Below are 24,233 nucleotides of genomic sequence, written 5' to 3' on the forward strand. Positions count from 1 at the left end.
TTAATATAGTAATTACTAATGAAACGCACTTGTATAAAACCTAAGCATCAGTGAAAAAATGAGGACAGCTATTTAGTATTCGACTGAACGGATTAATCTTGAGGATCTATTTAATAAACTTTATAATTAAAAGCGATTAGATATAGGGATAGTTAGCATATTGACTAGGAGAAAGCATGAAAAAAATATTTTTAGCCTCTTACTTTGCAAACGTGGCCGAACAATTTAAGACATTTGTTCAACATAATAAAATCAAGACTAAGACAATCCTTTTTATTCCAACTGCTAGTGATGTAGAAGAATATACAGAATATGTTGACGAAGAAAAACAGCTTCTGGAAGAGTTAGGCTATGTAGTTGATAAATTCGATGTTACAAATGAATCAGTAGATATAGCCACTAATAAAGTAAAAGACGCCGAGATGTTTTTTGTAACAGGTGGTAATACATTTTATCTGTTACAAGAACTAAAGAAAAAGGAATTGCTGCCACTGATTAATGAAAAAATTGATTCTGGAACTCCATATATAGGAGAGTCTGCTGGTGCAATCATTATGGCACCGGACATCGAATACTGCGGTATTATGGACGATGCAACTCTGGCAGAAGACTTGACCGACTATAGCGCCTTGAATCAGACTAAGTTCTATACTTTACCGCACTATAAAGAGGAACCATTTGCGGAAGCAGATGATGAAATACTTGCAGTGTATAATGATAAATTGAATTTAGTTCCGATTAATAATAATCAAGCAATTATACCTAGTGATAAAGACTATAAAATAGTTTAGAACTTAATAAAATAGCAAAGAAAAGACTCTATTTAGAAATAGAGTCTTTTTTAATTTTATTTTCATGTATATCTGATGTATGAGATAATAAACTAATAAAAATTGCCGTTTAAATTGAATAATGGGAAATCAAATGATGGAAAATAAAGAAATAATAGCACGTTATCTTGACGACAATGGAGTTGTTAAGACGTGGCCTGCCAAAGCTAAAAATCGCTTCCTAATTCTGCAGTATTTAGCGACAAAATTTGAACCTACCAAAAAGTATTCTGAACAAGAAGTAAACCTAATTTTGATGAAGTATATTTCTGATTATGTCACCAGGAGACGAGATTTAGTCGAAAATCATCTTTTAACTCGAACCGATGATGGCAGAATGTATTGGCTAAATACCGATGCATCAAGCAGTAAAAATTAGGTTAAAAGAAAAGGTGCCAAGATGATTATTGATACAAAAGAACTGCAGAAAAAAGTTGTTGAGAATAAAGAAAATCATGGTTTTAATACGACTGATATCAAATTTGAATTATTGTGTTTATATGGTGAAGTTAATGAACTTTTTCAAGCTTATTTGAAGCATGATAAAGATAATATTGATGAAGAACTGGCAGATGTGGCAATCTTCTTATTAGGCATTTCTGAGATGCTAGGTAGTGACTTGGGGGCAGATATAGTTGCTAAAATGAAGATCAATGAAAATCGCGTTTATAAAAATGGTGTTAAGTCGCTAGAAGATGAAAATGTGACTAAATGATTATATATAAGTAATCCAAGGCATGACTGCTTTTGGATTAATTGAGAAGTGAAATGAAGACCATGATAGCAACCTTGGCAGAGCAATTTCTGGGTGATTGCTTCACTACTTTGGCTTTGATTTCGAAATTTTTGTACAAATCCATGCTAGAATAAGTGTGTATAAATAATTTAGCGATTCCATTGGAATCACACAAAAAGCTCTATCCCGATAATAGAGCTTTTTTGCGTGCTAATTATTAAAGAAGGAAGGCAACCTACTTCTTTTTTCCTCTTTCCGTTTAGCTAGCGTTTTTTAGCTAAGAAAACTATTAGTTCTCTAGTTAAATCAAGGAAAAATTGTATAAATAATCTAGCTAGATCCATTAGAACCGCCTCCTATCCTTATAAGATAGGACGTTGCCTCTAACGCTATTGTAACAAGACCATGGGCACTTTTTAAGTTCTACAGCTAAATTAGTAATGCAATTGCTTCATATGGTTGTAAATTGAGCGCATTAGGTACTTCGGTAATATTTTGCTCATAATTAGTAATCAGTGTTTCTGCCTTTTGTCCTTGGAAAGCTTCAGGCAATTGATAGGTAACAGGGTGACCGTAAAAGTTGTTAATAACTAATAATGTTTGGCCATTATAATCGCGGCGATAAACGAAAACTTGCGGATGATCCAAATCAACTGGTTGATAGCTGCCTTTAGCAATAATTGGAAGCTGCTTACGCAAGTAAATCAATTTTTGATAATAGGAAAAAATTTCTCCGTGGTCTAGTTCTGCTGCGACATTTATTCGCTCCTGGTCTTTAGGCTTCAGCCAAGGTGTACCAGTAGTAAACCCGGCATTAGGACCGCTATCCCAGTGCATTGGTGTTCTACTGTTATCGCGTGACTTGGCTTGAATAATTGCCAGCGCATCTTGTTCACTTACGCCATGCTTTTTCAGCTCGTGATACGCATTATGTGTTTCAACATCAACATAATCGGATATTTGCTCATAATTAGGATCAATCATTCCAATTTCTTCGCCTTGATAAATGTATGGCGTTCCGCGTAATAAGTGCATCACGGTTGCTAGCATTTCTGCAGATTTTTCACGGTAGTGAATTGGATCACCGAAGCGGCTCAAAGCCCAAGGTTGATCATGATTATTCCAAAAGAGGGCATTCCACCCGCCGCCTTGACTCATTCCTAATTGCCAGTCATTGAGTAATTTCTTGAGAGCAGCAAAATCAAAAGGAACCTTAGTCCACTTTTGCCCATTCTCATAATCTACCTTCAAGTGATGGAAGGTAAAGACCATTGATAGTTCGTGGTTATCCTTATTTGTATAAGCTACAGAATTAGGAATGGAAGTTGAAGACATTTCGCCAACCGTAATTGAATCAGGCATTTGTCCAAAGGTACTTTGATTTAATTCTTTCAGGTACTGGTGAACAATTGGCTTGTCAGTATACATTAACTTGCTTGCAACATTTTCTGGTGCGTCTTTTAGGTCTTCGTCCTTACCAATAACGTTAATTACATCAAAGCGAAAACCTTTGACACCCTTATCACGCCAGAAGTTAACCATTTTAAATAGTTCCTTTCTTACTTCAGGGTTATGCCAGTCTAGATCTGCTTGTGTTTGATCATATAAGTGAAGGTAGTATTTGCCTGTGTCTCCAAATGGTGCCCAAGCTGGACCACCGAACTTGGAAGTCCAGTTATTAGGTAAACTACCATCAGGCTTTGGATCACGAAGATAGAAAAACTTTTGATAGTATTCGTCGCCAGCTAATGCTTTTTGAAACCAAGGATGCTCTGTTGAACAGTGATTTAGAACCATATCAAGCATCACATCGATATGGTTCTCTGCTAGCTTTTTAACCAATTCATCGAAGTCGTCCATTGTTCCAAATCTAGGATCAATTGCATAATAGTCGGCAATATCATAGCCATTATCGTTTTGGGGGGAAACAAAAAAAGGACTAAACCATATCATGTCAATATTTAGTCTTTTCAGGTATGGAATCTTTTGGATGATACCTCTTAAATCCCCTAAACCGTCGCCGTTACTATCATAAAAAGATTTTGGATAAATCTGATAGATAACTTTGTCCTCAAAACTCATAAAATAATTCTCCCGTGTTGTGCCTTTCTACGTGCAAAGTCGACAAACTTAAATTTATCGGGACGATGCAGAGAAACTGTGTATTGAAAAAATGATGTGTCTTTTAGATAGGTTAAACTGCGTACAACTACAACCAGATTGGTGTCTTCTAGCTGCAAACTTTGGATTACTTTTTTATCAGCTGGTTCAACTGTAATTGTCTTAGTTGCGTAATCAATTTCTAGTCCTAAGTCGCGCTCGAAATAGGAGTAGAGAGATTTTTGTGCTTGCTCAATTGTAAGGTGCGGAACATATTTTTTTAAAATATAGTCTTGATCAATAACAACTGGTTCATGATTGATCGAACGCAATCGCTCAACAAAAGTTGATGCAGGCTCAGTTATATCTAGCTGATCGGTAATAGATGATGGCATTTTAGTGTTGCTAAATTGCAAAATTTCTGTAGTTGCGTGCATTTGTTCTTGCTTATTGAGCTCGTCAAAAGTTTCAATGTTTGAAACTGGGAATGCAAATCTTGCACGGTCAAGTACAACCGATCCCTTGCCTCTAAGCTTTTGAATTAGGCCCGCAGACATTAACTCGGCAAGTGCCTTTCTAGTAGTTTCACGTGAAACTCCATATAATTCTGAGAGAACTGGTTCACTTGGTAAGAGTTCGCCAGCCTTGTATTGACCATGTTTAATTTTATTAGTTAAGTCCGCAGCAATTTGCAAATATTTGGCTGTCATTATCAGTAATCCTCGTTTTTTTATACTTAATCATAGCACCTTCTTTACTATTTTAACCTATCTAGACAAATTATTAGTTCAAAGTAAGACTAATAATTAAACAAATAATAAACAAAAATTTGACACTTGTCTATACAAGTAATATAATTTCTTGGAAAGCGATTTCAAAAGGATACAAAGTTATTGAAGGAGTTTAAATTATGAAAAAAGAGAACTTATTGGCTCCCATAAGTGGTGAAGTCATTAATCTCAGCGGAGTTGATGATCCAGTTTTTGCTCAAAAAACATTGGGTGAAGGATTTGCAGTTAAGCCAGAGAAAACACAGCTTGTTTCACCGGTAACGGGCAAAATTATGATGGTTGCTGACACAAAACATGCGATTGGCTTTAAAACAGCTACTGGCATGGAAGTACTAATTCACTTGGGAATTGATACAGTTGAATTAGAAGGTAAACCATTTTCAGCCGAGGTAGCAGCTGGAGATGAGGTTGAAGCAGGTCAAAAAATTGGAACAATGGACCTTGCTGCAATCAAAGCCGCTGGAAAAGATGATGTAGTAGTTGTTGCAGTAACTAATACTGCAGAAATTCTGAGTAGTATTGACGTCCAACTAGGCAAAATTGATGCTGGTCAAGTGGCAGCAGAAGTCACTTTAAAAGAGGACACTAAGACCAAACCAACTGCTAACGCTAAAGAAAATAAGTATCAGGTAACTGCGCGAGAGGTAGTTGAAGCTATTGGTGGAAGCGATAATATAAAAAGCGTAATTCACTGCTTTACGCGATTACGTTTTTCTTTGAAAGATGACAGCATTCCTGATGATGATCAGGTTAACCAAATTAGCGGAGTTCTGGACGTTGCTCGTGCCAATAATCAATATCAGGTAGTAATCGGACAAACTGTTGATGATGTTTATGATGAGGTCATTAGGATTTTGGGACCGCAATATGCGGGGCAAGGCCAAGAAGCAGCTGATAGCAACAATAGCGAACAGGATAACCAAGATTTAAGTTTTGGTGGCAAAATCAAAAATGCCTTTTTCCAATTGATTGGTGTTATTACTGGCTCAATGATGCCCGTAATTGGACTCTTGGCAGCGAGCGGAATGTTAAAAGGTATTCTCAATATCTTGACTAACTTTTGTCATATGTCGACAGCATCACCAACTTACACGATTATTAATTCAATGGGGGATGCAGCCTTTTATTTCTTACCAATAATTGTTGGTTTTACTGCAGCTCAAAAGCTGGGATCAAATCCTGTCATTGTTTCATTAATCGGTGGCTTTTTGATTTATCCTGACTTGGTAAAAATATATGCCAGTGGGAAGTTTAGCTATTTCCTAGCAGGTGTTGGTATTAACGCTAACTTCTTTGGTATTCCAATTCATATTCCACAATATACTTATTCTATTTTCCCAATGATTTTTGCAGCTTGGATGGCAGCAAAAATTGAACCTTGGATTAAAAAATGGATGCCAGTTACATTGAGACAAATTTTTACACCATTAGTAGAAATCTTTTTAGTCGGAATGACAGTCTTAATTATTGTTGGTCCAGTTATTTCCTTTATTTCAGAAGGTATTGCCGGAGTATTGCAATGGTTACTCACAGTTAACACTGCATTATCTGGTTTGATTATTGGTGGACTATATCAAATACTGGTTATTTTCGGTCTGCACTGGGCAGTAATTCCGTTAATTGCTAACGACATTGCTGCAACAGGACACAGTGTCTTAAACGGCATCATCTCAATTACAATGGTTGCTCAAGGTGCTGGTGCACTTGCAGTTTGGTTTAAGACTAAGCATAATCCTGAACTAAAGGGATTATCGATGAGTGCAGCTATCTCTGCAGCAGTTGGTATCACTGAACCTGCAATGTATGGTGTTAACTTGAAATACGGTCGTGTATTTATGACCTCAAGTATCGGTGCAGCTATTGGTGGTTTAGTTAATGGTTTGCTCAAAGTTGATATGTATGGTTTTACCGGTAGTTTAATCGGTTTCCCATCATTTGTTCCTAAGGCTGGACAGGGCAATCCTAATAACTTGTTAAACTTCTGGATTGCATCAATTGTGACTATTATTGCCGCCTTTGCTTTAACTTACTTCTTTGGTTATAAGGAAAACGATGCTAATAGCCCTAAGGATGCTCCAAAAAAGAAGACTTTGGCAGATTTATAATTGCTGAATTTTGATATTTTAAGGATAAAAAAGCTTCTAACTATATTAGTTAGAAGCTTTTTAAATTTCAGCTAGTTGTTTAGACTAAAAATTGCGATAATTAATTGTAAAACTAGCAAAATTGGAGTGATTGAAGATGAAAGTACTAGTAATAGGTGCACACGGACAAATTGGGCAACAATTAGTTCATATTTTACAAAAGAGCCAAAGCTGTGAAGTTATTGCAGGCTTGCGGTCGGTTGAACAGGAGAAGACTTATCAAGAACAAGGAATTGCAACTGCTTTTGTTGATTTAACAAAACCGCAAAAGCAACTAGAACAAGTGATGCAAACGGTTGACATTGTGGTTTTTTCTGCCGGATCAGGTGGAAAAACTGGTGCTGATGCAACTATGATGATTGACCTTGATGGAGCAGTTAAGGCAATTAATGCAGCTGAAAAAACAAACATTCAGCGCTTTATTATGGTTAGTTCGATTAAGTCAGATGACCGTAGCTTTTGGTCAGATCATGCTCCAGCAGTAGAGCCACAAAGCTATTATTATGCTGCTAAATACTATGCCGACCAATGGCTTTACCACAGTTCATTAGATTATACAGTTTTGCGGCCAGCTAGGTTACTCAACACTGCAGCAACTGGAAAAGTCAAAATAGCACAACACATAACAGCGCCCGCTTCTGCAATAACAATTACCCGAGCAGATGTAGCAGAAGTAATTGCAGAAATTATCGAGAAAGATAAGCTGCATCGAAAAGACTTTGACTTGGCCAATGGCGAAGTACCTATTGCACAGGCAATTTCAAACTTCCAATAAAAATATTTTGATTACAAATTTTAATAGGCTAATAAATTAATGTCTAGCTAACATGATTTATTAGCCTTTTATTTTGAGTTAAGACTTAGTTAAATGACAGATTATGACCAACATTGTTACTTTTAGTCTGATTAAATTAGAAAATTATTGCTTTTACACGAATCAATATAGTAAAGTTTGATTATATTATTATTAAAACAAAGGAGGGAGCTATGCTAAAAGTAGAACATTTAAGTAAAAAGTTTGATACTTTTCCAGCGCTTCAAGATGTTAACTTTACCATTCAGCCTGGTGAAATTATGGGTTTGATTGGTCAAAATGGTGCAGGGAAAACCACCACTTTTCACAGCATTTTAAATTTTCTTCATTACGACGGAAAAATTTCCTGGGAAGATCAGCCCATTACTGAAAAAACTTTTGATACGGTAGGCTACTTGCCGGAAGAACGCAGTTTACTACCTAAAATGACTATTGAGCAACAAATTGTTTATTTGGCGGAGCTAAAAAGCCGCCCAGCAAAAGAGATAAAACCGCAAATCGATGATTGGCTGAAACGCTTTGAGGTTCAGGGCAAGAAAAGCGACAAAATAAAAACACTTTCGAAAGGTAATCAGCAGAAGGTACAGTTAATTTGTACTTTGATTCATCAGCCCCAATTAATTATTTTAGATGAGCCTTTTAGTGGTTTGGATCCGGTAAACGCAGATTTGCTCAAAAACGCAATCTTAGAAGCAAAAAAGAAAAATGCAACAATTATCTTCTCCAGTCACGATATGTCAAATGTTGAAGAAATTTGCGATAGTTTAATTATGTTGAAAAAAGGGCAAGTTGTTTTAAGTGGTACAGTTGATGCCGTTCGTGACTCATTTGGTAAAACGGAAATTTACTGCAAAACAACTAAGTCGCTTGCAGAATTGCAGCAGCTGCCTCACGTTAAAAAAGTAGAAAAGAAAGCACATGGTCAATATCTTTTACGGATTGACGATGAAAATAGTGGTCCTGAAGTCTTTGACGCATTGACAAATGGCGAATATGTTGAAGAGTTCCGTCAGCAACCGCCAACACTTGACGAAATATTCAGAATGGAAGCTGGTGAACAACATGAATAAATTATGGACCATAACGCTGCAAACTTATTGGCATCAAGTTAAGTCTTGGTCTTTTCTGCTTTTGATTCTGAGTCCATTTTTCATAATTGGTTGTGGCGTTTTAGGAGGAGCTATCGGTGCTAATTCTGATCCAGACAGTCAGATTGCAGTTATCAGTTCCAATGAGCAAGTTCGCCAAAACTTTATTAAAAACAATGGCAAATACGTTGATGCTAAAATTAAAACCGTTGAATCTGCTAAAGAGGCCGTCAAAAAAGAAAAGGTTGATGGCTACTTGGTATTTGAAATGCAAAAAAATCAGGTTAAGGCAGTTTATCACGGAGCGTCACCTATTGATGATGAATTGAAACCCAAAGTAAAAAGCTATTTACAAGTCTTGCAGAGTCAGCTTAATTTGCAGCAAGCGCAATTGGCGCCCAGTCAATTTAAAGCCTTACAGCAGCAGCCAAAATATCGCGAAGTACTCCAGAAAAATCATCAGGGAGATAAATCGGTAAAAATGTTGTCTTTAATCATTGTGATTATGGTCGTTTACATGATTTTGGCTTCCTACAGTAGCATTACAGCTCAAGAAATAGCTTCTGAAAAGGGCACGAAGATTATGGAAATCATTTTTTCCAGTACAACTGCTGCAAAATACTTTTTAGGCAAAATTTTGGGTATTTTCGCCGTAATTATTACTCAACTCTTAATCTATATTGTTGGCGGCTGGGCAACTTACCGCTGGGCATTGCATGCAAAAATTACGGCTTCTTTCATGCATAACAATCAGGTAGTAATAAATAAAATTTTGGGCAATTTGGTAAATGTCAATCTCATTTTCCTGATTCTTGGTGTAATTATTTATACGATATTAGCAGCTTTTTCAGGAGCTTTAGTAGCTAAACCTGAAGATTCTTCAAAGGCCGCGCAAAGTACTGCGATGCTTTCTTTGATTGCATTTTTTCTGTCGTTTGCATTTATTTCTAATCCAGAGCAAATTCTGCCGCAAGTATTATCTTACGTGCCATTCTTTTCCTCATTCATGATGCCAATTCGTATAATTAATGGTCATGTTGGTAATATAGAAGTTATTTTGTCGCTGGTAATTTTAATAGTAAGTATTGTTGGTTTAACAGCATATATTAGTAAAATCTATCAAGGAGTAATATTACAAACTGAAGATACCAGCTTTTGGAAGAGATTAAAGCGGGGCCTGGCATATAGTAAAGCATAAGTAATATAATTCAAGCTAAAAAACTAATAAATCAGTGTAAGCAAAACATGGTTTATTAGTTTTTTAAATTATAAATATTTTCTGTTTTTAATAGTGGACTATAATATAAATAATAATTTCAAACTGTATTTCTTACATGGTGACATGGAGGCATTTATGCTTGCTAGCAATCTATGGTTGATTATTTTTGCTACTATTTCATCTTTTTCACGCGGGATAATTTCCGTGATTGACCGTTACCAAATGGGTTATCGCAAACAAAGCTCAATTGATGTTAACTTTTTAAATAATATTTGTAGTTCAGTTTTAGTAACTTTTATGTTGCTGGTTATATTGCATAATTACCCCAGTCCACGCATTACAAACAATTACTTAATTAGGGTATTTTTGTATGCTTTTTTAGCACAAATAGTGGCATATGGTTATAGTTATGTCTTTAAAAAAGTAACTATCATGCAATCGGTTATCCTAAGTAAAATTACTGATTTGTTTATTCCGTTGGCAATTTTGCTGACAATGGGCTACTTCAGTAAATCTTCTTACTTAGTTTCGATCATCTCAACTATCATAGTTGTCATTTATATTGCCTTTGAACAGCGCAAAGATAATTTGGATTTGAAAAACTTGGCGAAGACATTTACAGTTATTGCGCCACTGCTAATTGCGCAAGCGGCATTTTCGCCTTTTTTGACTAAAGGATTAATTAAGCCAATTGATTTGGTCTTTTTTACGATTATGACAATCTATGTTCGCTGCTTAATTTCCTTAATTACTTTTATCTATAAAAACCATTCCCTCAAAATTAATGGTGAAAACTTAACAGGTAGAGTTTTCCTTATTTATGGTAGTCGCGCCGTTTTAACCCTTCTTGCGCAAGTAACCTATACTTTGGCAACCTCTTCGCCTAACTCCAGCATTGCGTGGATCTTTTTAAACATGACTTCTCTTTACAGTGTGATTTTTGGCGACATTTTCCTAAAAGAGAAGATGAAGTTTGCAGATATCTTGGTGATAGTCCTTATCTTTGTTTTGGCATTATTTTCAAAGTAAAAAGGACACCTATTGGCTGACACCAAACCTATTTTTATACAACAGATTAAAAAATGCTTTAATTATTAAAAAAGTATATAATTAACTATGACTTTTTATGACTGGCTCAAAGATAGATACTGATAGTTTATTTGGGGAAATGCTATCGCTGATATTAAGAGCGGAGACATAATGATAATAGAAACCAAAAGCTTGGTAAAACGATATAAAAAAGTGAAAGCAACAAAATTATTTCATAAAGAGTATCGTGATTTTGTTGCACTTCAAAATATTAATTTTCAACTCAAGCAGGGCGAACACCTTGGCTTAGTTGGTTTGAATGGGTCTGGTAAATCGACCCTAATTAAGCTGATTTTAGGCATTTTACAGCCAAGTAGTGGAAGTGTCAGAACTTTTGACATGGATCCACTAACTAATAGACAAAAAAATGCACAAAAAATCGGAGTTGTTTTCGGCCAAAGAAGCCAACTCCGTTGGGATTTACCGGCAATGGACACATTCAAGTTAAATCGTGAGATTTATCAAGTGCCGGAAGAGATTTTTGATAAACGAGTGAAAAATCTAGCTGAAATGTTAGATGCGACTGATTTTTTATTGCAACCAGTGCGCACGCTTAGTCTGGGACAACGGATGAAAGCTGAATTTATTGCGGCCCTTATTCATGATCCAGATTTAATTATTTTAGATGAGCCGACAATTGGGCTTGATGTTTTATCGAAAAATAGTATCACACAGTTTTTACAAAAATTGACCAATAAAACAATTATTTTTACTTCACATGATCTTGATGAGGTCGAAAAGGTTTGTTCAAGAACGCTAATCTTAAGTCATGGCCAGCTGGTATTAGATAAAAGTAGCAAAGAGTTGGCCAAACTTGACGTGCCTTCAACCGTGACATTTACTAGCAAAAAGTCTTTAAGTGAAGCAATTACTGCAAAATGGCCTACGATTAACCGATTAGAAAACGGATCGTATCAACTTACAGGCATAATGCAGGAAGAGCTTAAGTCCACTTTGTCTATGATTACGGCGAGTGTCGAAGTCGATAGCATTGAGGTTAAAAATAACAAGTTAGAGTACTTGCTAGCACACCTAACCAAACAGGAGGTGTGCTAATGAAGTATAGATTAATGTTAGTAAAAATTGGTGTCAAAAAAGGTTTAGCATCGAAATATGCTCTCTTGTTTTGGCTTTTTTCCATACTAATATCCACCACTGTCCAGTATTTTTTATGGAAAGCAGTTCTGATTGGTAAACCAAATCGTGAATTTCAAGAAACAATTAGTTATTTAGTGTTAATGCAAATTTTAACAGTTTTGTTTCCTAAGACTAGCTATGAACTTAACGATAAAGTACGTTCCGGAGATATTGCAATCGATCTTCTTAAGCCACTATCTATTTCAACGCAATTACTATGGGAAGGAATAGGTTATTCACTAGTCAAATTTGCCATAATTGGTGTCGTTGATATGTTAATCTTTTTCTGGTTCTTGGATTTTAAAATTGCATTTAGCACCATATTAATGGTTCTCGTAACAGCTATTTTAGGTTATTTTTTATACTTTGAACTTGAGCTGGTACTCGGAACTTTTTCTTTTTATACCTACAGCATTTGGGGGATTACTACTTTTAAAGAAGCTATTTTGCTTGTACTGGCTGGAAATGCCTTTCCAGCTAATTTTTATCCCAGCTTGCTTAAAAAGATTGCTCAATATTTGCCCTTTCAATATTCATATGGCGCAATAGGGACATTGGCCCAGCATCCCGCCTGGAATTTATTTATTAAAATAGTCGTAATTCAGTTAATTTACATCGTTGCCTTTAACTTGTTGTTTAAGTTGCTTTTTAAGCATTCAGCTAACGCTACAGTTATTCAAGGAGGTTAATGATGCGATATTTAAAATTATTATTTACGTATTTCAAAGTAAATTTAAAATCATTAGCCGTTTACGATCTTGATTTTTATTTTGCGATTATTGGCATGATAGTCCAAAATATCCTAAACATTGTTGCATTAAGGTTTATTTTTAACATTGTGCCGCGAATTAGTGGCTACAGTTTCAGCCAGTTGCTACTAACGTATGCATTAGCAACGTTATCCTTTTCAATATTCCGCTGCTTTTTCATTAATGCCTTAAATATTTCGGATTACATCCATAATGGTTCATTGGACACGATTTTGATTAAACCCGTCAATCCGCTATTTCAACTAGTTAATGAACGTGTAGATGAAGACTCTTGGGGCGATTTATTAGTTGCCTTGCTTCTGCTAATTGTGGTTGATGTGCAATTACATAATCCTTGGTATATCACGATTATGTTTATCTTTATTTCACTGTTTACGTCCTTAATTTTCTTGGCATTAGCAATCTTAGGTAATATTGTTTCACTTTTATCTAACGGTTTAGCTAATTTGGCTGAAACAACCTTTGACTTTTTTGATATGAGCAAATATCCCATGGCTATTTATTCGATGGGATTTAAAATAATTATGACTTTTATACTGCCAATTGGTTGGGTTGCATCAATTCCACAGGAAAGAATTGCCGTTAAGCACGAATGGATATGGTTATTGATAATTCCAGTTGTCTGCATGCTGTTCTTTGTGGTGATTTATCAACTCTGGCGCGTATTTCTGGAAAAATATCAGAGTACGGGTAGCTAGAGAAGACTATTATAAATATATTGACAAAATGGTTAGCGGTACAAAGGTGCTGCTAACTATTTTTATTGCTTTTGCTATTCGGCTAACAGATTACAATTTAGCCGATAGACAGTCAAAATAAATTTAGCTAAATATTGGCATAAAAAAGCCATACAACTGAAGAGCTGTATGGCTTTTTTATCAATTATTCTTTTAATGTCTGTGCTTCTTGATGAATTACTTGCACACTATTAATTACAAATGGAAAGCCGATATATGGTAGCAATTGAATTACTGACCAAATTAGTTCACTTTCGTTGTTACCGGCCTTTAAACTTCCACGAGCATGGGCCTTGATTTGAAATTCAACGTTCATGGTAATTAGTGCTAATAGTTCATAGCGCTCACGGTCACGAACATCTAGTGCTTTTCGGTTATAAAAATCGTTGAAAAAGTGTTCTGTTAATGCGTGGGGGATGAATGAGCCAGCATTGTCTGGCAAATCTTTCAGCAGATTTTTAATTTCAGTGCCATATAATTGTGCTTGAATTTTTGCCCCATAGTTTTCATCTGCTTCACTTTCTACGGATGTCAAAGTGATTTTACGTTCTTCAAATACACTATTTACCTGCTCTAAAACTTGTTTAACCTTCAGGGTACCAATTACAGGTGCTAATTGATAAAGCACCTCTAAAAGAACTTCAGGGGCAATATTAGCATCTAAAATGTTAGCCACCTGTTCTGGAACAGCTGTCATTATTCCTTGCGTAACACTAGCGATTAATGGAATGATAAAACGATCTTTCTGTAAGTGTTGAGCGCAGTTACTGTCCACGTCGTTAAGGTAGCTCTGGCTTAATTTTTGAAATTGCTTTTCTAGTTGATTATTCATGAAAACCTCCGGGTTAATACTATCTGCAATCTTTATAAATTTCTTCTTTTAATGATTTTAAGAACAGCTCAGCAACTGGCGATAAGCTAACTTCTCGTTTCCAAATTACTCTAATCGTTTGTTGCAGACTAGGGCATAATTTTTTAAACGTAAGCCCTGAACTTTCTGAAGTATCAGCCAAGTTATCCAGGGTTAACATTAATGCTGAATGATTTTTGACCATTAACGTACCGTTGAAGTTAAGGTTATAGTCACCAATAAAATTCACGTTATCGTAATAATTACCTAACCAGTTTTGAAAAAGGTGAGTTTGCAGGGCTTGCTGCGAAGTCAAGAGGGAGCGACCGCACAAGTCTTTCGGCGTAATTGTTTCTTTAGTTGCTAGTATATCATCTCTTGGCATTAATACACCCCAGGTATCTTTTTCAGATAAGGTTAAAGAGGCGTAGCTGGGTAATGAAATGTCACCAATAATTACGCCAAAATCTGCAGTTCCATTATTTAGCTTTCTTTCGGCGTAACTATAATCGCCGTTTAAGAGATGAATTTTAACGGTGGGATGATCTTTGATGATTTGGCTAATTACGTTCATAATTTGTTGCATCCCGATACTTTCACCTGCTGCAATTGTTAGGTCACCACTAATAAAAGAGGTAGTTTCAAGATTTCTTTTTGTCCTAGAAGTTAATTCTAGTATTTCTTGTGCTTGTTCTAGTAAGTAATGGCCTGCAGGAGTTAGTGTTAAACGGCGCTTTTGCCGGTCAAATAATTTGACGCCGAGTTCTGCTTCTAAATCAGCTATTTGTCTGGAAAGTGCTGGTTGCGAAATTAAGACCTTTTTAGCCGCACGCGTCATGTTACCCTCTTGGGCAACAGCAACGAAATAATTTAAAACGCGTAGTTCCATATAACCTCCTGTTTAATGCATTTTGTTTATGTTGACTGATTGTTAATAAGTATTTCACTGAAGAAAAAGTTACAGTTAAAATTTGTATTATTGAGAAAAAATTCAATACGTAATAGGCCACCTAATGTTATTTTGATAGACAAGTAAAAAATCATAAAAAGCGCCTATAATAAACACGATTATAGGTCACCCTTTTACTTTTAAATTAGTAAGGAAAATAAAATGAAAATATCAGAAGTTGCAGAAAAAGTCGATTTAACCCCAGTAACTCTAAGGTACTATGAAAAAATGGGTCTTATTCCAGAAGTAAAAAAGGAGCACGGTGTCAGAAACTATAGTGAAAATGATCTTAACTGGATCAGTTTTATCAAATGTATGCGGAATGTGGGCATTCCAGTAAAAGACTTACTGGAATATACCGAGTTACTGCAGCAGGGTTCTGATACTAAAAAGGCAAGAAGACAAATTTTGGTCAAAGAACTACATCGCTTGGAAGAACAAGAGCAGGCCGTTCATTCCACTATCAATAGACTAAAACACAAAATCAGTCTATACGATCAAGGAGAATTAAAGTAGGTTTCACCATAAAAAGTTGACTAGTAAACGATCAACTTTAGTATTTTCATGTAACTTGCTGTGTTGTGCCTGAGGCCCAGTTATTTCTTTTTCCTGATATGAGCGGGCACGCTTTTCCACTAAATAGCGGTAGGAACGAGCTGAATTTACTGCCACAGAGCCATCGTTCCCCTTACCTGTATCGCCGTAAATATTTAATACAGCAGCATTAGTAGGAAACTTTTTTCTTAGGCCTAAAAGTCCGCGATAGCCCGTATCCATTTGCGTGGGCTTGCCGTTAGGTTCTAAAACTATTTTTTTAGGTGCAGTTTGCTGGCCTAAAAAGCCGTTATAATGCCCTGCAATAGAAACTTGTTTATTTAAACGGGGCATGTGCGGATTATCAGCATTGTTTAGTAGATAATAGGCAATTTGTAAGTTACCCATTGAATGGCCCACAAGATTTACTTGTTTGAATTGATATTTTGCTTGCAAAGCAGTGATAACGTTTTTGATGTAATTACTACTCTTTTTGAAAGCGACGGCTTGGTTAGTTTCACCTGTAGAAAGGCTTTTGTTGTTGAGTAAATTAACTTCAATGATGGGATTTTTCGCACCATTTTTAATGGTGCCCCATAAAGAGACCTTACCCGCAGGACTAACATCTGCACGAATAATTGAGTTGGTAAAATTGTGCTGTTTAGCGTAATTAGTCATGCTTTCTTCCGCCCGGTAGCTACTGCCCCAGCCGTGAACAAAGAGGGTTGGCGTGGCAATAGCTGTTTTATGCTGTTGCTGGCCAGGCTTTTTAATTACATAAAAGCCCAGTATTAATAGTAAGGCAGCGATAATTGCACTTATCCCGAAAGCTTTATGTTTTTTGGTCATCGGCGACTCCTAAAAAGGATTAGCGAATCCTATAAACTTTTTTGAACATCTGCAACGATTTGTTCAAGAGTTAAATGATTTTGTTGATAAATTTCTGCTACAGGAGTTTGGTCAGTGTAAACACGGTTTTGCCCGTAGTTGAGTACTTTAACGTCTTTGTTACCCAGATAAGAAGCTACTTTTTGGCCGAATCCGCCGTCGAGAATGTTGTCTTCAAGGGTGACGATTACCTTATGATTAGCGGCTAGTTGGTCTAGTGCTTTTTCATCTAAAATATTAGCTGAAAGTGGGTTAACAAGAGTGGCACCGAGGTTATTTGCTACTTTTTCACCCAATTGATAAAAAGCGCCTAGTCCAATAACTGCTACTTCCTTACCCGGCTTAACTTGGTAGTTAATGGTGGAGTAGTCGGTAATAACAGTTTGGTGATCAGTTTCTGGAACATCGCCAGGAACTTTAATTGCAACGGGATGCTTCTTTTGCTTGATGGCCCATTCAAGCATTGCCTTTTCTTCAGCCAAAGTTGTTGGTGCTAAGTAAATCCAGTTAGGCAAATTAGAAATCATTACCTGATCAAAAATACCAAGGTGAGTTTTCGATTGACTAGAAATAGTGCCACCTGCTACAAGCATTACCACCGGTAAGTCATTGGCAGCAGTATCGTGTGATAATTGATCAAAAGCACGTTGTAAGAAGGTTGAATTTTCCATCAAAACCGGAATACCGCCTTCTTTGGCAAAACCAGTCGCAAAAGCAACTGACTCTTGCTCGGCAATACCAACGTCAGTGTAATTAGCTGGATATTCATTTTTAAATTCATCTAAATTAAAGACACCAGGAATAGCGGCATTAATGGCCATGATTTTTTGACCTGCATCAATTTGTTCTTTAATAACGTCAAGTGCAACCGACTTGGATGTAGGTTTTTGGTTTTCAGCGGCAAGAGGCTGATCGTCTTCCAAATTAAATGGTGAGACCCAGTGATGTGCTTCTTCGTCTTTGACTGCAGGCTCGTAGCCTTTTCCCTTAAGCGTATTAATGTGCAATAAAATAGGATGATCAACATCTTTAACAGCTTTAAAAGCATCTATCATGGCAGAGAGATCATTACCGTCTGCAACGTAGCGATAGTCAAAGCCCATTGCCTTAAACGGGTTTTCTGCTGTTTGGCCGTTAGAATCACGCAGCTTTTTCAGTGAGGTTACCACGCCACCAACGTTTTTATCAATTGACCATTGGTTATCATTAACTACAACCACTAAGTTGTGTGGCTCAATCGCTGCATTGTTTAGCCCTTCAAAAGCCAAGCCACCTGTCAGTGAGCCGTCACCAATTAAAGCCATAATATTTTCGTGTTGTCCCATTAAGTCACGTGCCTTTGCCATTCCAGTAGCCAGAGCGACTGAGGTTGAGGTGTGCCCAACAGCATAGTAATCATATGGACTTTCGTCAGGATTTGAATATGGTGTTACATCTTCATAATGGTCAGGGTCGAGCCAAGCTTTGGCCCGTCCAGTTAACATTTTATGTGGATATGTTTGATGGGAAATGTCCCAAACCAGTTTATCTTTTGGAGCATCAAACACATAGTGGTAGGCAATGGTAGCTTCTATAATACCGAGATCTGGCCCTAAGTGACCACCTTCAGCTGCATCTTTTTCAACGATTAATGTCCTGATTTCTTGAGCTAATTTTTCCATTTCGGGGATGCTCAATTTTTTAACATCTTTTGGTCCCGTAATTTTATTTAACAAAAAATCTTCATGTTTGTTCATATAAGTGCCTCCTTGCTGTGCTAGTCAGCCAGCTTATTCCAGTAACTGTATAAAAGTTTAATACTTAAAGTTAGCTCTAAGTCAAATGTAAAATTAATTTTTATAATTAAAAGTTAACTTTATTCGATTTAAACTATAATTATTATAATGATGGAAATAATAATGTGACACATTTAAGGAATTGAAGATGACAATTGGTGAATTACTGAAGAAGTTTCGCGTTAAGCAATTGAAAACGCAAAAAGAATGGGCTGCGGGAGTGGTTACGCCCTCTTATTATTCAAAGGTTGAGAAAAACCTGCATCGTATAACAGCAGAGGATTTGATTGCAATTTTGCGAATTAATCACGTTAAGCCGTGGGAATTTTTTAATCAATTAGATGAAAATCAACAAGCGCGGAATGTTGCATTTAATGAAATTGAAGAAGAAGTAAATCGAGCATATTATCAAAACAATCCTAAAAAAATTGAAGAGATTCGCCAATACGTGGAGAATAGCGATATTGAGAATAAGGACAAATTACTGCTACTGATCGATTTTAATTTGGCTGATACGCTGAATAATGTAGCCGAATTGAGTGATACGAAAAAAGCGCAGTTAAGGAATTGGCTTTTTGAACAAGATGATTTTGATGAAAAAACTCTACGTATGTACATTAACTTTATCCCAATTTATGATTTAAAAAGCAACTTGAAGATTGGCAAAAAGGTAGCAGAAAAATTAAAAGGTACAACAGAAACGCGGAAACAGGAGGAGCTCTTAGGTGTTATTATCAATATCTTGATTGTGTGTATTGAGCAAGGAGCCTATGACGAAACTGGATATTTTGTTCAAGCTGCCGAACATATCAGAACAGTGCCAAAACTATTCTTTTATAAGAACATGCTGGTCTTTTTAGAAAACATGATTAACGAGCACTTTGACCATCAAGAAGAGTATGTGGCTAAATGCCAATGGGCAATCAAAAATTTCGACTTACTAGGAATGCCTGAATATGGTAAAGAAGCAGAACGTTTTTTTAACGAATATCAGTAAAATGAATAATAGTGCTAAGATAAGAATAAAATAGTTAAGCTTGAGCATAGAAGGGATGATTTTATGAAAATAGGTTTTATTGGAACAGGTGTAATGGGTAACGCAATTTGCCTTAATCTGTTAAAGGCTGGTCATGATTTAGTGGTTTATAACAGAACCAAGAGTAAGACTGATAACTTAGTTGCTCAGGGTGCAACTTGGTGTGAGAGCCCTAAAAAAGTTGCTGAGAATGCCGAATTAATCTTTACGATGGTTGGCTTTCCAGCTGATGTTGAAAAAGTTTATTTCGGTGATGAAGGTATTTTTCAGGCCGCTGTTAAGGACAAATATCTAGTTGATATGACCACTTCAAAGCCTGCATTAGCTCAGCGTATTTTCCGTGAAGGAGAGCAACAAGGAGCAAAAGTTTTGGACGCACCGGTTTCAGGTGGAGATTTAGGTGCCAAAAATGGCACTTTGACAATTATGGTTGGTGGCGATGAAGCAGCTTATCAAGATTTGGAACCAGTTTTTAAAGACTTTGGCAAAACCGTGCATTACTTTGGTGCTGCAGGAGCAGGTCAGAATACAAAAATGGCCAATCAAATTATGATTGCTGGAACAATGACTGGAATGTGTGAAATGCTCGTCTATGCCAAAAAAGCAGGTTTGGATCTTGAATCTGTACTAGAGACAGTTGGAGCAGGTAGTGCTGCTAATTGGAGTTTGAGCAATTATGGTCCACGTATCTTGAAGGATGATTACACACCTGGCTTTTTCAGCAAGCACTTCTTAAAAGACTTGCGCATTGCCTTGGAAACTGCCAAAGAAATGGATCTTGAGTTGCCAGCTACTAAAGAGGCGGAAAAATTGTATGAAACCTTGGTTGATGAGCGTGGTCTAGGTGACTTGGGCACACAGGGTTTGATTAAATTATGGTGGAACTAATATTTAGTTCAAAAACAAAAAGAACAGTTTCAGATTTGGAACTGCTCTTTTTTATGAGTAAGTATAAGTGAATTTTAAGTTAATTGATTTTACTTTTGACTTCTTCTACGCCGTCTAAAACATTAGCATAGCGTGCCAAAATGAAAAGGTAGTCTGATAAACGATTAATGTATTTTAAACAAGCAGGGGCTAATTTTTGCTGTTCATCGTTTAATTTAGCCATTGCACGTTCTGCTCTCCTAGCAACCGTACGAGCATAATGCAAATGGGTCGCGGTAATCGAACCGCCTGGCAAAATAAAGTGGGTAGTTTTTGGAATTTTTTGATTAAGCTCGTCTATTTGTTGTTCAAGGAATTCGACTGTAGTAGCCGTTATTTCTTCGTGTCTTTTAACAACAATGTCGCTTTCTAATTCATATAAATCACGTTGTCGATCTTGCAGTGGGTTAAGCAATTCTTGACACTGATCGGATAAGTTAGCAATTACAACACCTAAATAAGAATCTAGTTCGTCGATGTCACCAAGTGCTTCAATTTGTAGGTCATACTTAGGTACCATTTTGCCGGTGACTTGCTTGGTGTAACCTTGGTCGCCGACTTTGGTATAAATTTTGATGGTCATAAAAGCCTCCGTTTGTAGTGATCTAATGCAACATTAAGTGGTTTATATAGAATGGGGTAGAAGACTAAGTTGCCAACTGCATGGTAAGTATCAAAAACTAAGCTTCCAGCCCAGTAGGCTAGAAATGCATTAAAGCCACCAAAAATCGACATCCCGAAGTCTACGAAACAGCCGTATTCCCAACCTAAAAAGACAGCAACGACTAATTGATAAGTAAAGTGCTTTTTTAATGGCGTAAATTTTGCCAGTAATGCAACAGTTAAAACGCAGCCGCCATAGGCTAAGACCTGTGAGATGGTCCAAATGCCGAAGCCTAAGTAAATGTTAGAGACCACCATGGTCAAAATGGCTAGGGCAAAGCCGAAAGTAAAGCCCATGTTTAACGTTACGATTACCAAAATATCAGTGACTGGCTGAACGTTTGGAACTGGAATAATTTTAAAAATGCGTAAGGCTACGCACATGGCAGTTAAAATAGCAAGCAGTGCTAATTTCTTGGTTGAATCATGCATGATGGCTGATTAGTCCATCTTTGCTAAAGTAAATTTAACCTTATCCTTGTTAGCTACTTTTTGCTCTGCAGCACCTTTAGAAGCAAATTTGCCGTTGATAGTGTAAGTCCAGTAAACCTTTTTAGCTTTATTTTGACTCTTACCATCGATTGAAGTGATGAAGCCATCAGTACTCTTTACTTTCCAAAGCTTCTTAAGACCTTGCATAACAGTTGAGTGCTTAGGCACTTTTACGCTTTTAGTCTTGTAGTTTTTATTATTTACTTTAAGGGTATAAGTAACGCGAACTTTGCTAGCAGCATCAACTTGTTGAACATTTTGGGTGCTGCCATAACCGGCAATAGTGAAAGTAAAGATAGTAGCGATTCCGGCAAGAACTGATAATTTATTTTTTTTCATGATAAAACTCCTATTTTTAATACATAAATTTAGATTATTTAACTGGACAAGCGCCCGATTCACAATCGGTTTGATCAACTAGCTCGATGTCTTTTTGATCATCATGTTGTTCAGCAAAGACAGTAGCAACATCGCCAGATATTTTGGCTTTGCGCTCCTCATATGTTTCCTTATCAATTGGTTCTTTTGGTGCTTGCTCCAAAGACCCACCATAGTAAGGCAGAAGAGACGTTGACTTGATGACGTTACGATATTGCTTAAATAAAGAGGTGATCTTGTCACCTTCATTGCTTTGGAAAGTGACAGTACAACTAACCGCATTATCGGACCAGTAGGTTTGTAAAAATGCTTGAGTTGCAAACTGTTCTTCAATTGAAACAGTACCTGCAGAAGCAAAGTTTTTGCTGTCTGCATGAGCTGCTCTTAATGGAAATTCTACACAAATAGTATTTGGTGAATAGATATCTGGTTCTGAGTAGTAACCACAAGCATCAAGGGCCTTGAGTAAAGGATCTGAGGCTTGGAATCTGATTCTTTGAATTAGATAGCCAGCGTAGTGGAAGTGCATACCTTCAGAAGCACCTGCAAGTTTAGCAACAGTACCAGATGGTTTAACAGTGGTGTGTTTGATAGAAGGATTGCAATTTAAAGCCTTACTGTAGTCTTGATCGGCATCAATTACTGCTTGATATGCTTCTTCGACCATTTTGATTCCCTTAGGATCATAAATTGGCTTTTTAATTTTTGCGCCTGTCTCTTCGTCGATACTGTCTTCAAAGCCGGTAACAACCCGATGACCTAAATCATTTAAGAGCCAATCTTGGATACCTGACATTGAAACACCGATTCGTCTGTTCTTGTAGATGATGTTGCGGGAAACTTCCCAGTCGTATTCACTAAAAGTTACACGCTTGGTATAACGGGTAGCCAGTTTGAAGACCTCTTTTAAGTCCCAACCTTGTTCTTCAGCAATGTAAGGAAAAACTTCAAATAAGTTACATGGCTCACCATTGGCTAGTGAAATTTCACCGCATGGGTTTGTTCCTTCAACTTCACCATCAATGCCCTCTTGATAGCCATCAATAATACGGCCGTAATTACGTGACAAGTCTAAGTTAACAACACCAGGTTCACCGTTTTCTCTAATACCAGCGGCAATTGGTTCGTATCCATCGAATTTAGCGTCAATCGCAACACTATTGTTTGAAGCCCAACGGTGATGATATAGCTTATCTTTATCTTGCTTCATTGTGATGAAATCTTGATCATCGTTAGAGCCTAATGCTAATTCAGCGGACCGTCTAACATTTCCTGCAACAACAGTTTTACCGATTAAGTTGCAAATGTCTGTACCATCAACTGAGGTGATTTTTGTACCAACACGGTTATTGATAATGTCGTTAATCTCAAACAGCATTTCCACCAATGGCATTGGACCAGAAGCAGTACCACCGAAACCGTGAATTTTTGCACCGTAAGGCCGAATGCCACTGATGTCTAAAACCAACTTCTGTTTATTTTCAGGATTGGTCTCCTTAAAGTGCATATCAATTAAACGAGCATTAGCTAAAACCCAACCTTCACGGGTGTCAGGTAAATCGTAATAGATATAGTCATCCGAATTCTGATTTTGCTTTACCCACTCACTTTTATCAGTTGCTCCAAGCTTAACGGAGTCGTCATAAGAAGCACTAGCCTTGTCGATTACAATCGTTAAATCGATTTTATTGTCAACTGAGGGAATTTTTTGGATATTGTCCTGAACGACGGAAAAGCCAACGCCGCCACCTTTCATCAATTGGTCAAAGACGAAAGAAAATGGCATTGAAAGAGCTTCTTGATTTTTGTCCAAATAGTCAGGCACGATATGACTATCACCATATTTCTGTGGTTTGATAGCAATAAACCAGCAATTGTTTAAGGAATCACCATTACGTCTTTGGTAATCAGTCCCAGAAACCCACAAGTTCCGTCCAGACGGAGTGGAAGCAAGGCCATAAATAAGCTTGAATAAACGCTTAGCTTCGTCTGTCAGTTCCTCAACCACATCTTCAGAAGGCGAATCAGTTAAGCGTGGATCAAGGTTAATGTTGCCTTCCACAACACGCTTAACTGTTTCGTCCCATTCTTCAGCGCGATTATATTCAGGAAGCCAGCGTGCATAAGTCCGCTTGTACGTGACCCAGCCAAGTTCTCCCCAGTGAGGCGAAACATTTTGTTTCACTTGATCAATATAAGCCTGATCCAAGCTTATTCTTGCATTTTTCATATACAAAATATCTCCTCATAAAATAACACTTTGTTTCACATACACATCATGTATGG

The 24,233-nt window shown here is 36.9% G+C and carries 24 protein-coding genes; 14 read left to right on the forward strand and 10 right to left on the reverse strand.

Translation table 11 applies throughout. The features are described from left to right. Positions 1-176: 176 nt before the first annotated feature. The 3 genes from DKL56_RS00180 (at position 177) to DKL56_RS00190 (ending at position 1,545) form a co-directional block, all read left to right on the forward strand. Complete coding sequence (locus DKL56_RS00180; protein ID WP_109714961.1) at positions 177-791, forward strand: Type 1 glutamine amidotransferase-like domain-containing protein; 615 nt, start codon at positions 177-179, stop codon at positions 789-791. A gap of 133 nt (positions 792-924) precedes the next feature. Next, the gene (locus tag DKL56_RS00185) at positions 925-1,209 is read left to right on the forward strand and encodes a DUF2087 domain-containing protein (RefSeq protein WP_162542486.1); all 285 of its coding nucleotides are present in this window, start codon (positions 925-927) and stop codon (positions 1,207-1,209) included. A 21-nt stretch (positions 1,210-1,230) separates the two neighbouring features. Beyond that, the gene (locus DKL56_RS00190; RefSeq protein WP_109714963.1) at positions 1,231-1,545 is read left to right on the forward strand and encodes a MazG-like family protein; all 315 of its coding nucleotides are present in this window, start codon (positions 1,231-1,233) and stop codon (positions 1,543-1,545) included. Between the two features lie 450 nt (positions 1,546-1,995). Here DKL56_RS00190 and treC read toward each other — a convergent pair whose 3' ends face one another. Together treC and treR are read right to left on the reverse strand one after the other, a co-directional pair. After that, entirely contained in the window at positions 1,996-3,648 is a 1,653-nt protein-coding gene (treC, locus tag DKL56_RS00195) for an alpha,alpha-phosphotrehalase (RefSeq protein ID WP_109714964.1), read from the reverse strand. After that, positions 3,645-4,376, reverse strand: a complete 732-nt coding sequence (gene treR, locus DKL56_RS00200; RefSeq protein ID WP_162542487.1) for a trehalose operon repressor — start codon at positions 4,374-4,376, stop codon at positions 3,645-3,647. Before treR ends, treC begins: the two co-directional genes overlap by 4 nt. 200 nt (positions 4,377-4,576) lie before the next feature. Between treR and DKL56_RS00205 the strand changes: the two genes are divergently transcribed. The 8 genes from DKL56_RS00205 to DKL56_RS00240 all read left to right on the forward strand — a co-directional run bounded on the left by DKL56_RS00205 (position 4,577) and on the right by DKL56_RS00240 (position 13,416). Further along, positions 4,577-6,562 carry a PTS sugar transporter subunit IIABC gene (locus DKL56_RS00205; RefSeq protein WP_109714966.1) on the forward strand — a complete coding sequence of 662 codons (1,986 nt, stop codon included), beginning with the start codon at positions 4,577-4,579 and terminating at the stop codon, positions 6,560-6,562. A gap of 136 nt (positions 6,563-6,698) precedes the next feature. Next, complete coding sequence (locus DKL56_RS00210; protein WP_109714967.1) at positions 6,699-7,376, forward strand: SDR family oxidoreductase; 678 nt, start codon at positions 6,699-6,701, stop codon at positions 7,374-7,376. 212 nt (positions 7,377-7,588) lie between these two features. Beyond that, positions 7,589-8,485, forward strand: coding sequence for an ABC transporter ATP-binding protein (locus DKL56_RS00215; protein ID WP_109714968.1), 897 nt, complete (start codon positions 7,589-7,591; stop codon positions 8,483-8,485). After that, entirely contained in the window at positions 8,478-9,701 is a 1,224-nt protein-coding gene (locus DKL56_RS00220) for an ABC transporter permease (protein ID WP_109714969.1), read from the forward strand. Before DKL56_RS00215 ends, DKL56_RS00220 begins: the two co-directional genes overlap by 8 nt. Before the next feature lie 156 nt (positions 9,702-9,857). Then, a complete protein-coding gene (locus DKL56_RS00225; RefSeq protein WP_162542488.1) occupies positions 9,858-10,751 on the forward strand; it encodes an EamA family transporter in 894 nt (297 codons plus the stop codon). A gap of 171 nt (positions 10,752-10,922) precedes the next feature. Further along, complete coding sequence (locus DKL56_RS00230; protein ID WP_109714971.1) at positions 10,923-11,867, forward strand: ABC transporter ATP-binding protein; 945 nt, start codon at positions 10,923-10,925, stop codon at positions 11,865-11,867. Then, the gene (locus DKL56_RS00235) at positions 11,867-12,637 is read left to right on the forward strand and encodes an ABC transporter permease (RefSeq protein ID WP_109714972.1); all 771 of its coding nucleotides are present in this window, start codon (positions 11,867-11,869) and stop codon (positions 12,635-12,637) included. Before DKL56_RS00230 ends, DKL56_RS00235 begins: the two co-directional genes overlap by 1 nt. Further along, positions 12,637-13,416, forward strand: a complete 780-nt coding sequence (locus DKL56_RS00240) for an ABC transporter permease (RefSeq protein WP_162542489.1) — start codon at positions 12,637-12,639, stop codon at positions 13,414-13,416. The genes DKL56_RS00235 and DKL56_RS00240 overlap by 1 nt, the downstream gene beginning before the upstream one ends. Positions 13,417-13,600: 184 nt before the next feature. Here the strand turns inward: DKL56_RS00240 and DKL56_RS00245 are convergent, their stop codons facing one another. Together DKL56_RS00245 and DKL56_RS00250 are read right to left on the reverse strand one after the other, a co-directional pair. Next, entirely contained in the window at positions 13,601-14,287 is a 687-nt protein-coding gene (locus tag DKL56_RS00245; RefSeq protein WP_109714974.1) for a carboxymuconolactone decarboxylase family protein, read from the reverse strand. 19 nt (positions 14,288-14,306) lie between these two features. After that, positions 14,307-15,194 (reverse strand): LysR family transcriptional regulator, encoded by an 888-nt coding sequence (locus tag DKL56_RS00250; protein WP_109714975.1) that lies wholly within the window; start codon positions 15,192-15,194, stop codon positions 14,307-14,309. Positions 15,195-15,416: 222 nt separating this feature from the next. Between DKL56_RS00250 and DKL56_RS00255 the strand changes: the two genes are divergently transcribed. Continuing rightward, positions 15,417-15,770: a MerR family transcriptional regulator gene (locus DKL56_RS00255; RefSeq protein ID WP_046305774.1), complete on the forward strand. Its 354-nt coding sequence runs from the start codon at positions 15,417-15,419 to the stop codon at positions 15,768-15,770. A 3-nt stretch (positions 15,771-15,773) separates the two neighbouring features. On the opposite strand, the gene DKL56_RS00260 is transcribed toward DKL56_RS00255, so the two are convergent. Beyond that, on the reverse strand, positions 15,774-16,637 hold the full coding sequence (locus DKL56_RS00260; RefSeq protein ID WP_109714976.1) for an alpha/beta hydrolase: 864 nt from the start codon (positions 16,635-16,637) through the stop codon (positions 15,774-15,776). Positions 16,638-16,666: 29 nt separating this feature from the next. Further along, positions 16,667-18,412, reverse strand: a complete 1,746-nt coding sequence (locus tag DKL56_RS00265; RefSeq protein ID WP_109714977.1) for a 1-deoxy-D-xylulose-5-phosphate synthase — start codon at positions 18,410-18,412, stop codon at positions 16,667-16,669. 187 nt (positions 18,413-18,599) lie between these two features. On the opposite strand from DKL56_RS00265, the gene DKL56_RS00270 reads away from it, so the two are divergent. Further along, positions 18,600-19,448 (forward strand): helix-turn-helix domain-containing protein, encoded by an 849-nt coding sequence (locus tag DKL56_RS00270; RefSeq protein WP_109714978.1) that lies wholly within the window; start codon positions 18,600-18,602, stop codon positions 19,446-19,448. A gap of 63 nt (positions 19,449-19,511) precedes the next feature. Then, positions 19,512-20,375 carry an NAD(P)-dependent oxidoreductase gene (locus tag DKL56_RS00275; RefSeq protein WP_109714979.1) on the forward strand — a complete coding sequence of 288 codons (864 nt, stop codon included), beginning with the start codon at positions 19,512-19,514 and terminating at the stop codon, positions 20,373-20,375. A 79-nt stretch (positions 20,376-20,454) separates the two neighbouring features. On the opposite strand, the gene DKL56_RS00280 is transcribed toward DKL56_RS00275, so the two are convergent. Genes DKL56_RS00280 through nrdJ form a run of 4 tightly spaced genes read right to left on the reverse strand, consistent with a single transcriptional unit; the run spans position 20,455 to position 24,177 of the window. After that, positions 20,455-20,997 carry a cob(I)yrinic acid a,c-diamide adenosyltransferase gene (locus tag DKL56_RS00280; RefSeq protein ID WP_109714980.1) on the reverse strand — a complete coding sequence of 181 codons (543 nt, stop codon included), beginning with the start codon at positions 20,995-20,997 and terminating at the stop codon, positions 20,455-20,457. Further along, positions 20,994-21,509 (reverse strand): ECF transporter S component, encoded by a 516-nt coding sequence (locus DKL56_RS00285; protein ID WP_074426419.1) that lies wholly within the window; start codon positions 21,507-21,509, stop codon positions 20,994-20,996. The genes DKL56_RS00280 and DKL56_RS00285 overlap by 4 nt, the downstream gene beginning before the upstream one ends. Positions 21,510-21,518: 9 nt before the next feature. After that, positions 21,519-21,908, reverse strand: a complete 390-nt coding sequence (locus DKL56_RS00290; RefSeq protein WP_109714981.1) for a DUF4430 domain-containing protein — start codon at positions 21,906-21,908, stop codon at positions 21,519-21,521. A 34-nt stretch (positions 21,909-21,942) separates the two neighbouring features. Further along, positions 21,943-24,177 carry a ribonucleoside-triphosphate reductase, adenosylcobalamin-dependent gene (gene nrdJ, locus DKL56_RS00295; RefSeq protein ID WP_109714982.1) on the reverse strand — a complete coding sequence of 745 codons (2,235 nt, stop codon included), beginning with the start codon at positions 24,175-24,177 and terminating at the stop codon, positions 21,943-21,945. Between the last annotated feature and the right edge of the window lie 56 nt (positions 24,178-24,233).

The organism is Lactobacillus apis, assembly GCF_003150935.1.
Lineage (GTDB): Bacteria > Bacillota > Bacilli > Lactobacillales > Lactobacillaceae > Lactobacillus > Lactobacillus apis.

What these genes read in the sequence shown, in the direction of transcription:
- DKL56_RS00285 (WP_074426419.1), bottom strand. Translation starts at nt 21,509, where the DNA reads ATGCATGATTCAACCAAGAAATTAGCACTGCTTGCTATTTTAACTGCC.
- DKL56_RS00260 (WP_109714976.1), bottom strand. Translation starts at nt 16,637, where the DNA reads ATGACCAAAAAACATAAAGCTTTCGGGATAAGTGCAATTATCGCTGCC.
- DKL56_RS00220 (WP_109714969.1), top strand. Translation starts at nt 8,478, where the DNA reads ATGAATAAATTATGGACCATAACGCTGCAAACTTATTGGCATCAAGTT.
- DKL56_RS00265 (WP_109714977.1), bottom strand. Translation starts at nt 18,412, where the DNA reads ATGAACAAACATGAAGATTTTTTGTTAAATAAAATTACGGGACCAAAA.
- DKL56_RS00215 (WP_109714968.1), top strand. Translation starts at nt 7,589, where the DNA reads ATGCTAAAAGTAGAACATTTAAGTAAAAAGTTTGATACTTTTCCAGCG.
- DKL56_RS00270 (WP_109714978.1), top strand. Translation starts at nt 18,600, where the DNA reads ATGACAATTGGTGAATTACTGAAGAAGTTTCGCGTTAAGCAATTGAAA.
- DKL56_RS00180 (WP_109714961.1), top strand. Translation starts at nt 177, where the DNA reads ATGAAAAAAATATTTTTAGCCTCTTACTTTGCAAACGTGGCCGAACAA.
- DKL56_RS00245 (WP_109714974.1), bottom strand. Translation starts at nt 14,287, where the DNA reads ATGAATAATCAACTAGAAAAGCAATTTCAAAAATTAAGCCAGAGCTAC.
- DKL56_RS00205 (WP_109714966.1), top strand. Translation starts at nt 4,577, where the DNA reads ATGAAAAAAGAGAACTTATTGGCTCCCATAAGTGGTGAAGTCATTAAT.
- DKL56_RS00185 (WP_162542486.1), top strand. Translation starts at nt 925, where the DNA reads ATGATGGAAAATAAAGAAATAATAGCACGTTATCTTGACGACAATGGA.
- DKL56_RS00275 (WP_109714979.1), top strand. Translation starts at nt 19,512, where the DNA reads ATGAAAATAGGTTTTATTGGAACAGGTGTAATGGGTAACGCAATTTGC.
- DKL56_RS00250 (WP_109714975.1), bottom strand. Translation starts at nt 15,194, where the DNA reads ATGGAACTACGCGTTTTAAATTATTTCGTTGCTGTTGCCCAAGAGGGT.
- DKL56_RS00190 (WP_109714963.1), top strand. Translation starts at nt 1,231, where the DNA reads ATGATTATTGATACAAAAGAACTGCAGAAAAAAGTTGTTGAGAATAAA.
- DKL56_RS00235 (WP_109714972.1), top strand. Translation starts at nt 11,867, where the DNA reads ATGAAGTATAGATTAATGTTAGTAAAAATTGGTGTCAAAAAAGGTTTA.
- DKL56_RS00255 (WP_046305774.1), top strand. Translation starts at nt 15,417, where the DNA reads ATGAAAATATCAGAAGTTGCAGAAAAAGTCGATTTAACCCCAGTAACT.
- DKL56_RS00225 (WP_162542488.1), top strand. Translation starts at nt 9,858, where the DNA reads ATGCTTGCTAGCAATCTATGGTTGATTATTTTTGCTACTATTTCATCT.
- DKL56_RS00230 (WP_109714971.1), top strand. Translation starts at nt 10,923, where the DNA reads ATGATAATAGAAACCAAAAGCTTGGTAAAACGATATAAAAAAGTGAAA.
- DKL56_RS00280 (WP_109714980.1), bottom strand. Translation starts at nt 20,997, where the DNA reads ATGACCATCAAAATTTATACCAAAGTCGGCGACCAAGGTTACACCAAG.
- treC (WP_109714964.1), bottom strand. Translation starts at nt 3,648, where the DNA reads ATGAGTTTTGAGGACAAAGTTATCTATCAGATTTATCCAAAATCTTTT.
- nrdJ (WP_109714982.1), bottom strand. Translation starts at nt 24,177, where the DNA reads ATGAAAAATGCAAGAATAAGCTTGGATCAGGCTTATATTGATCAAGTG.
- DKL56_RS00210 (WP_109714967.1), top strand. Translation starts at nt 6,699, where the DNA reads ATGAAAGTACTAGTAATAGGTGCACACGGACAAATTGGGCAACAATTA.
- DKL56_RS00240 (WP_162542489.1), top strand. Translation starts at nt 12,637, where the DNA reads ATGATGCGATATTTAAAATTATTATTTACGTATTTCAAAGTAAATTTA.
- DKL56_RS00290 (WP_109714981.1), bottom strand. Translation starts at nt 21,908, where the DNA reads ATGAAAAAAAATAAATTATCAGTTCTTGCCGGAATCGCTACTATCTTT.
- treR (WP_162542487.1), bottom strand. Translation starts at nt 4,376, where the DNA reads ATGACAGCCAAATATTTGCAAATTGCTGCGGACTTAACTAATAAAATT.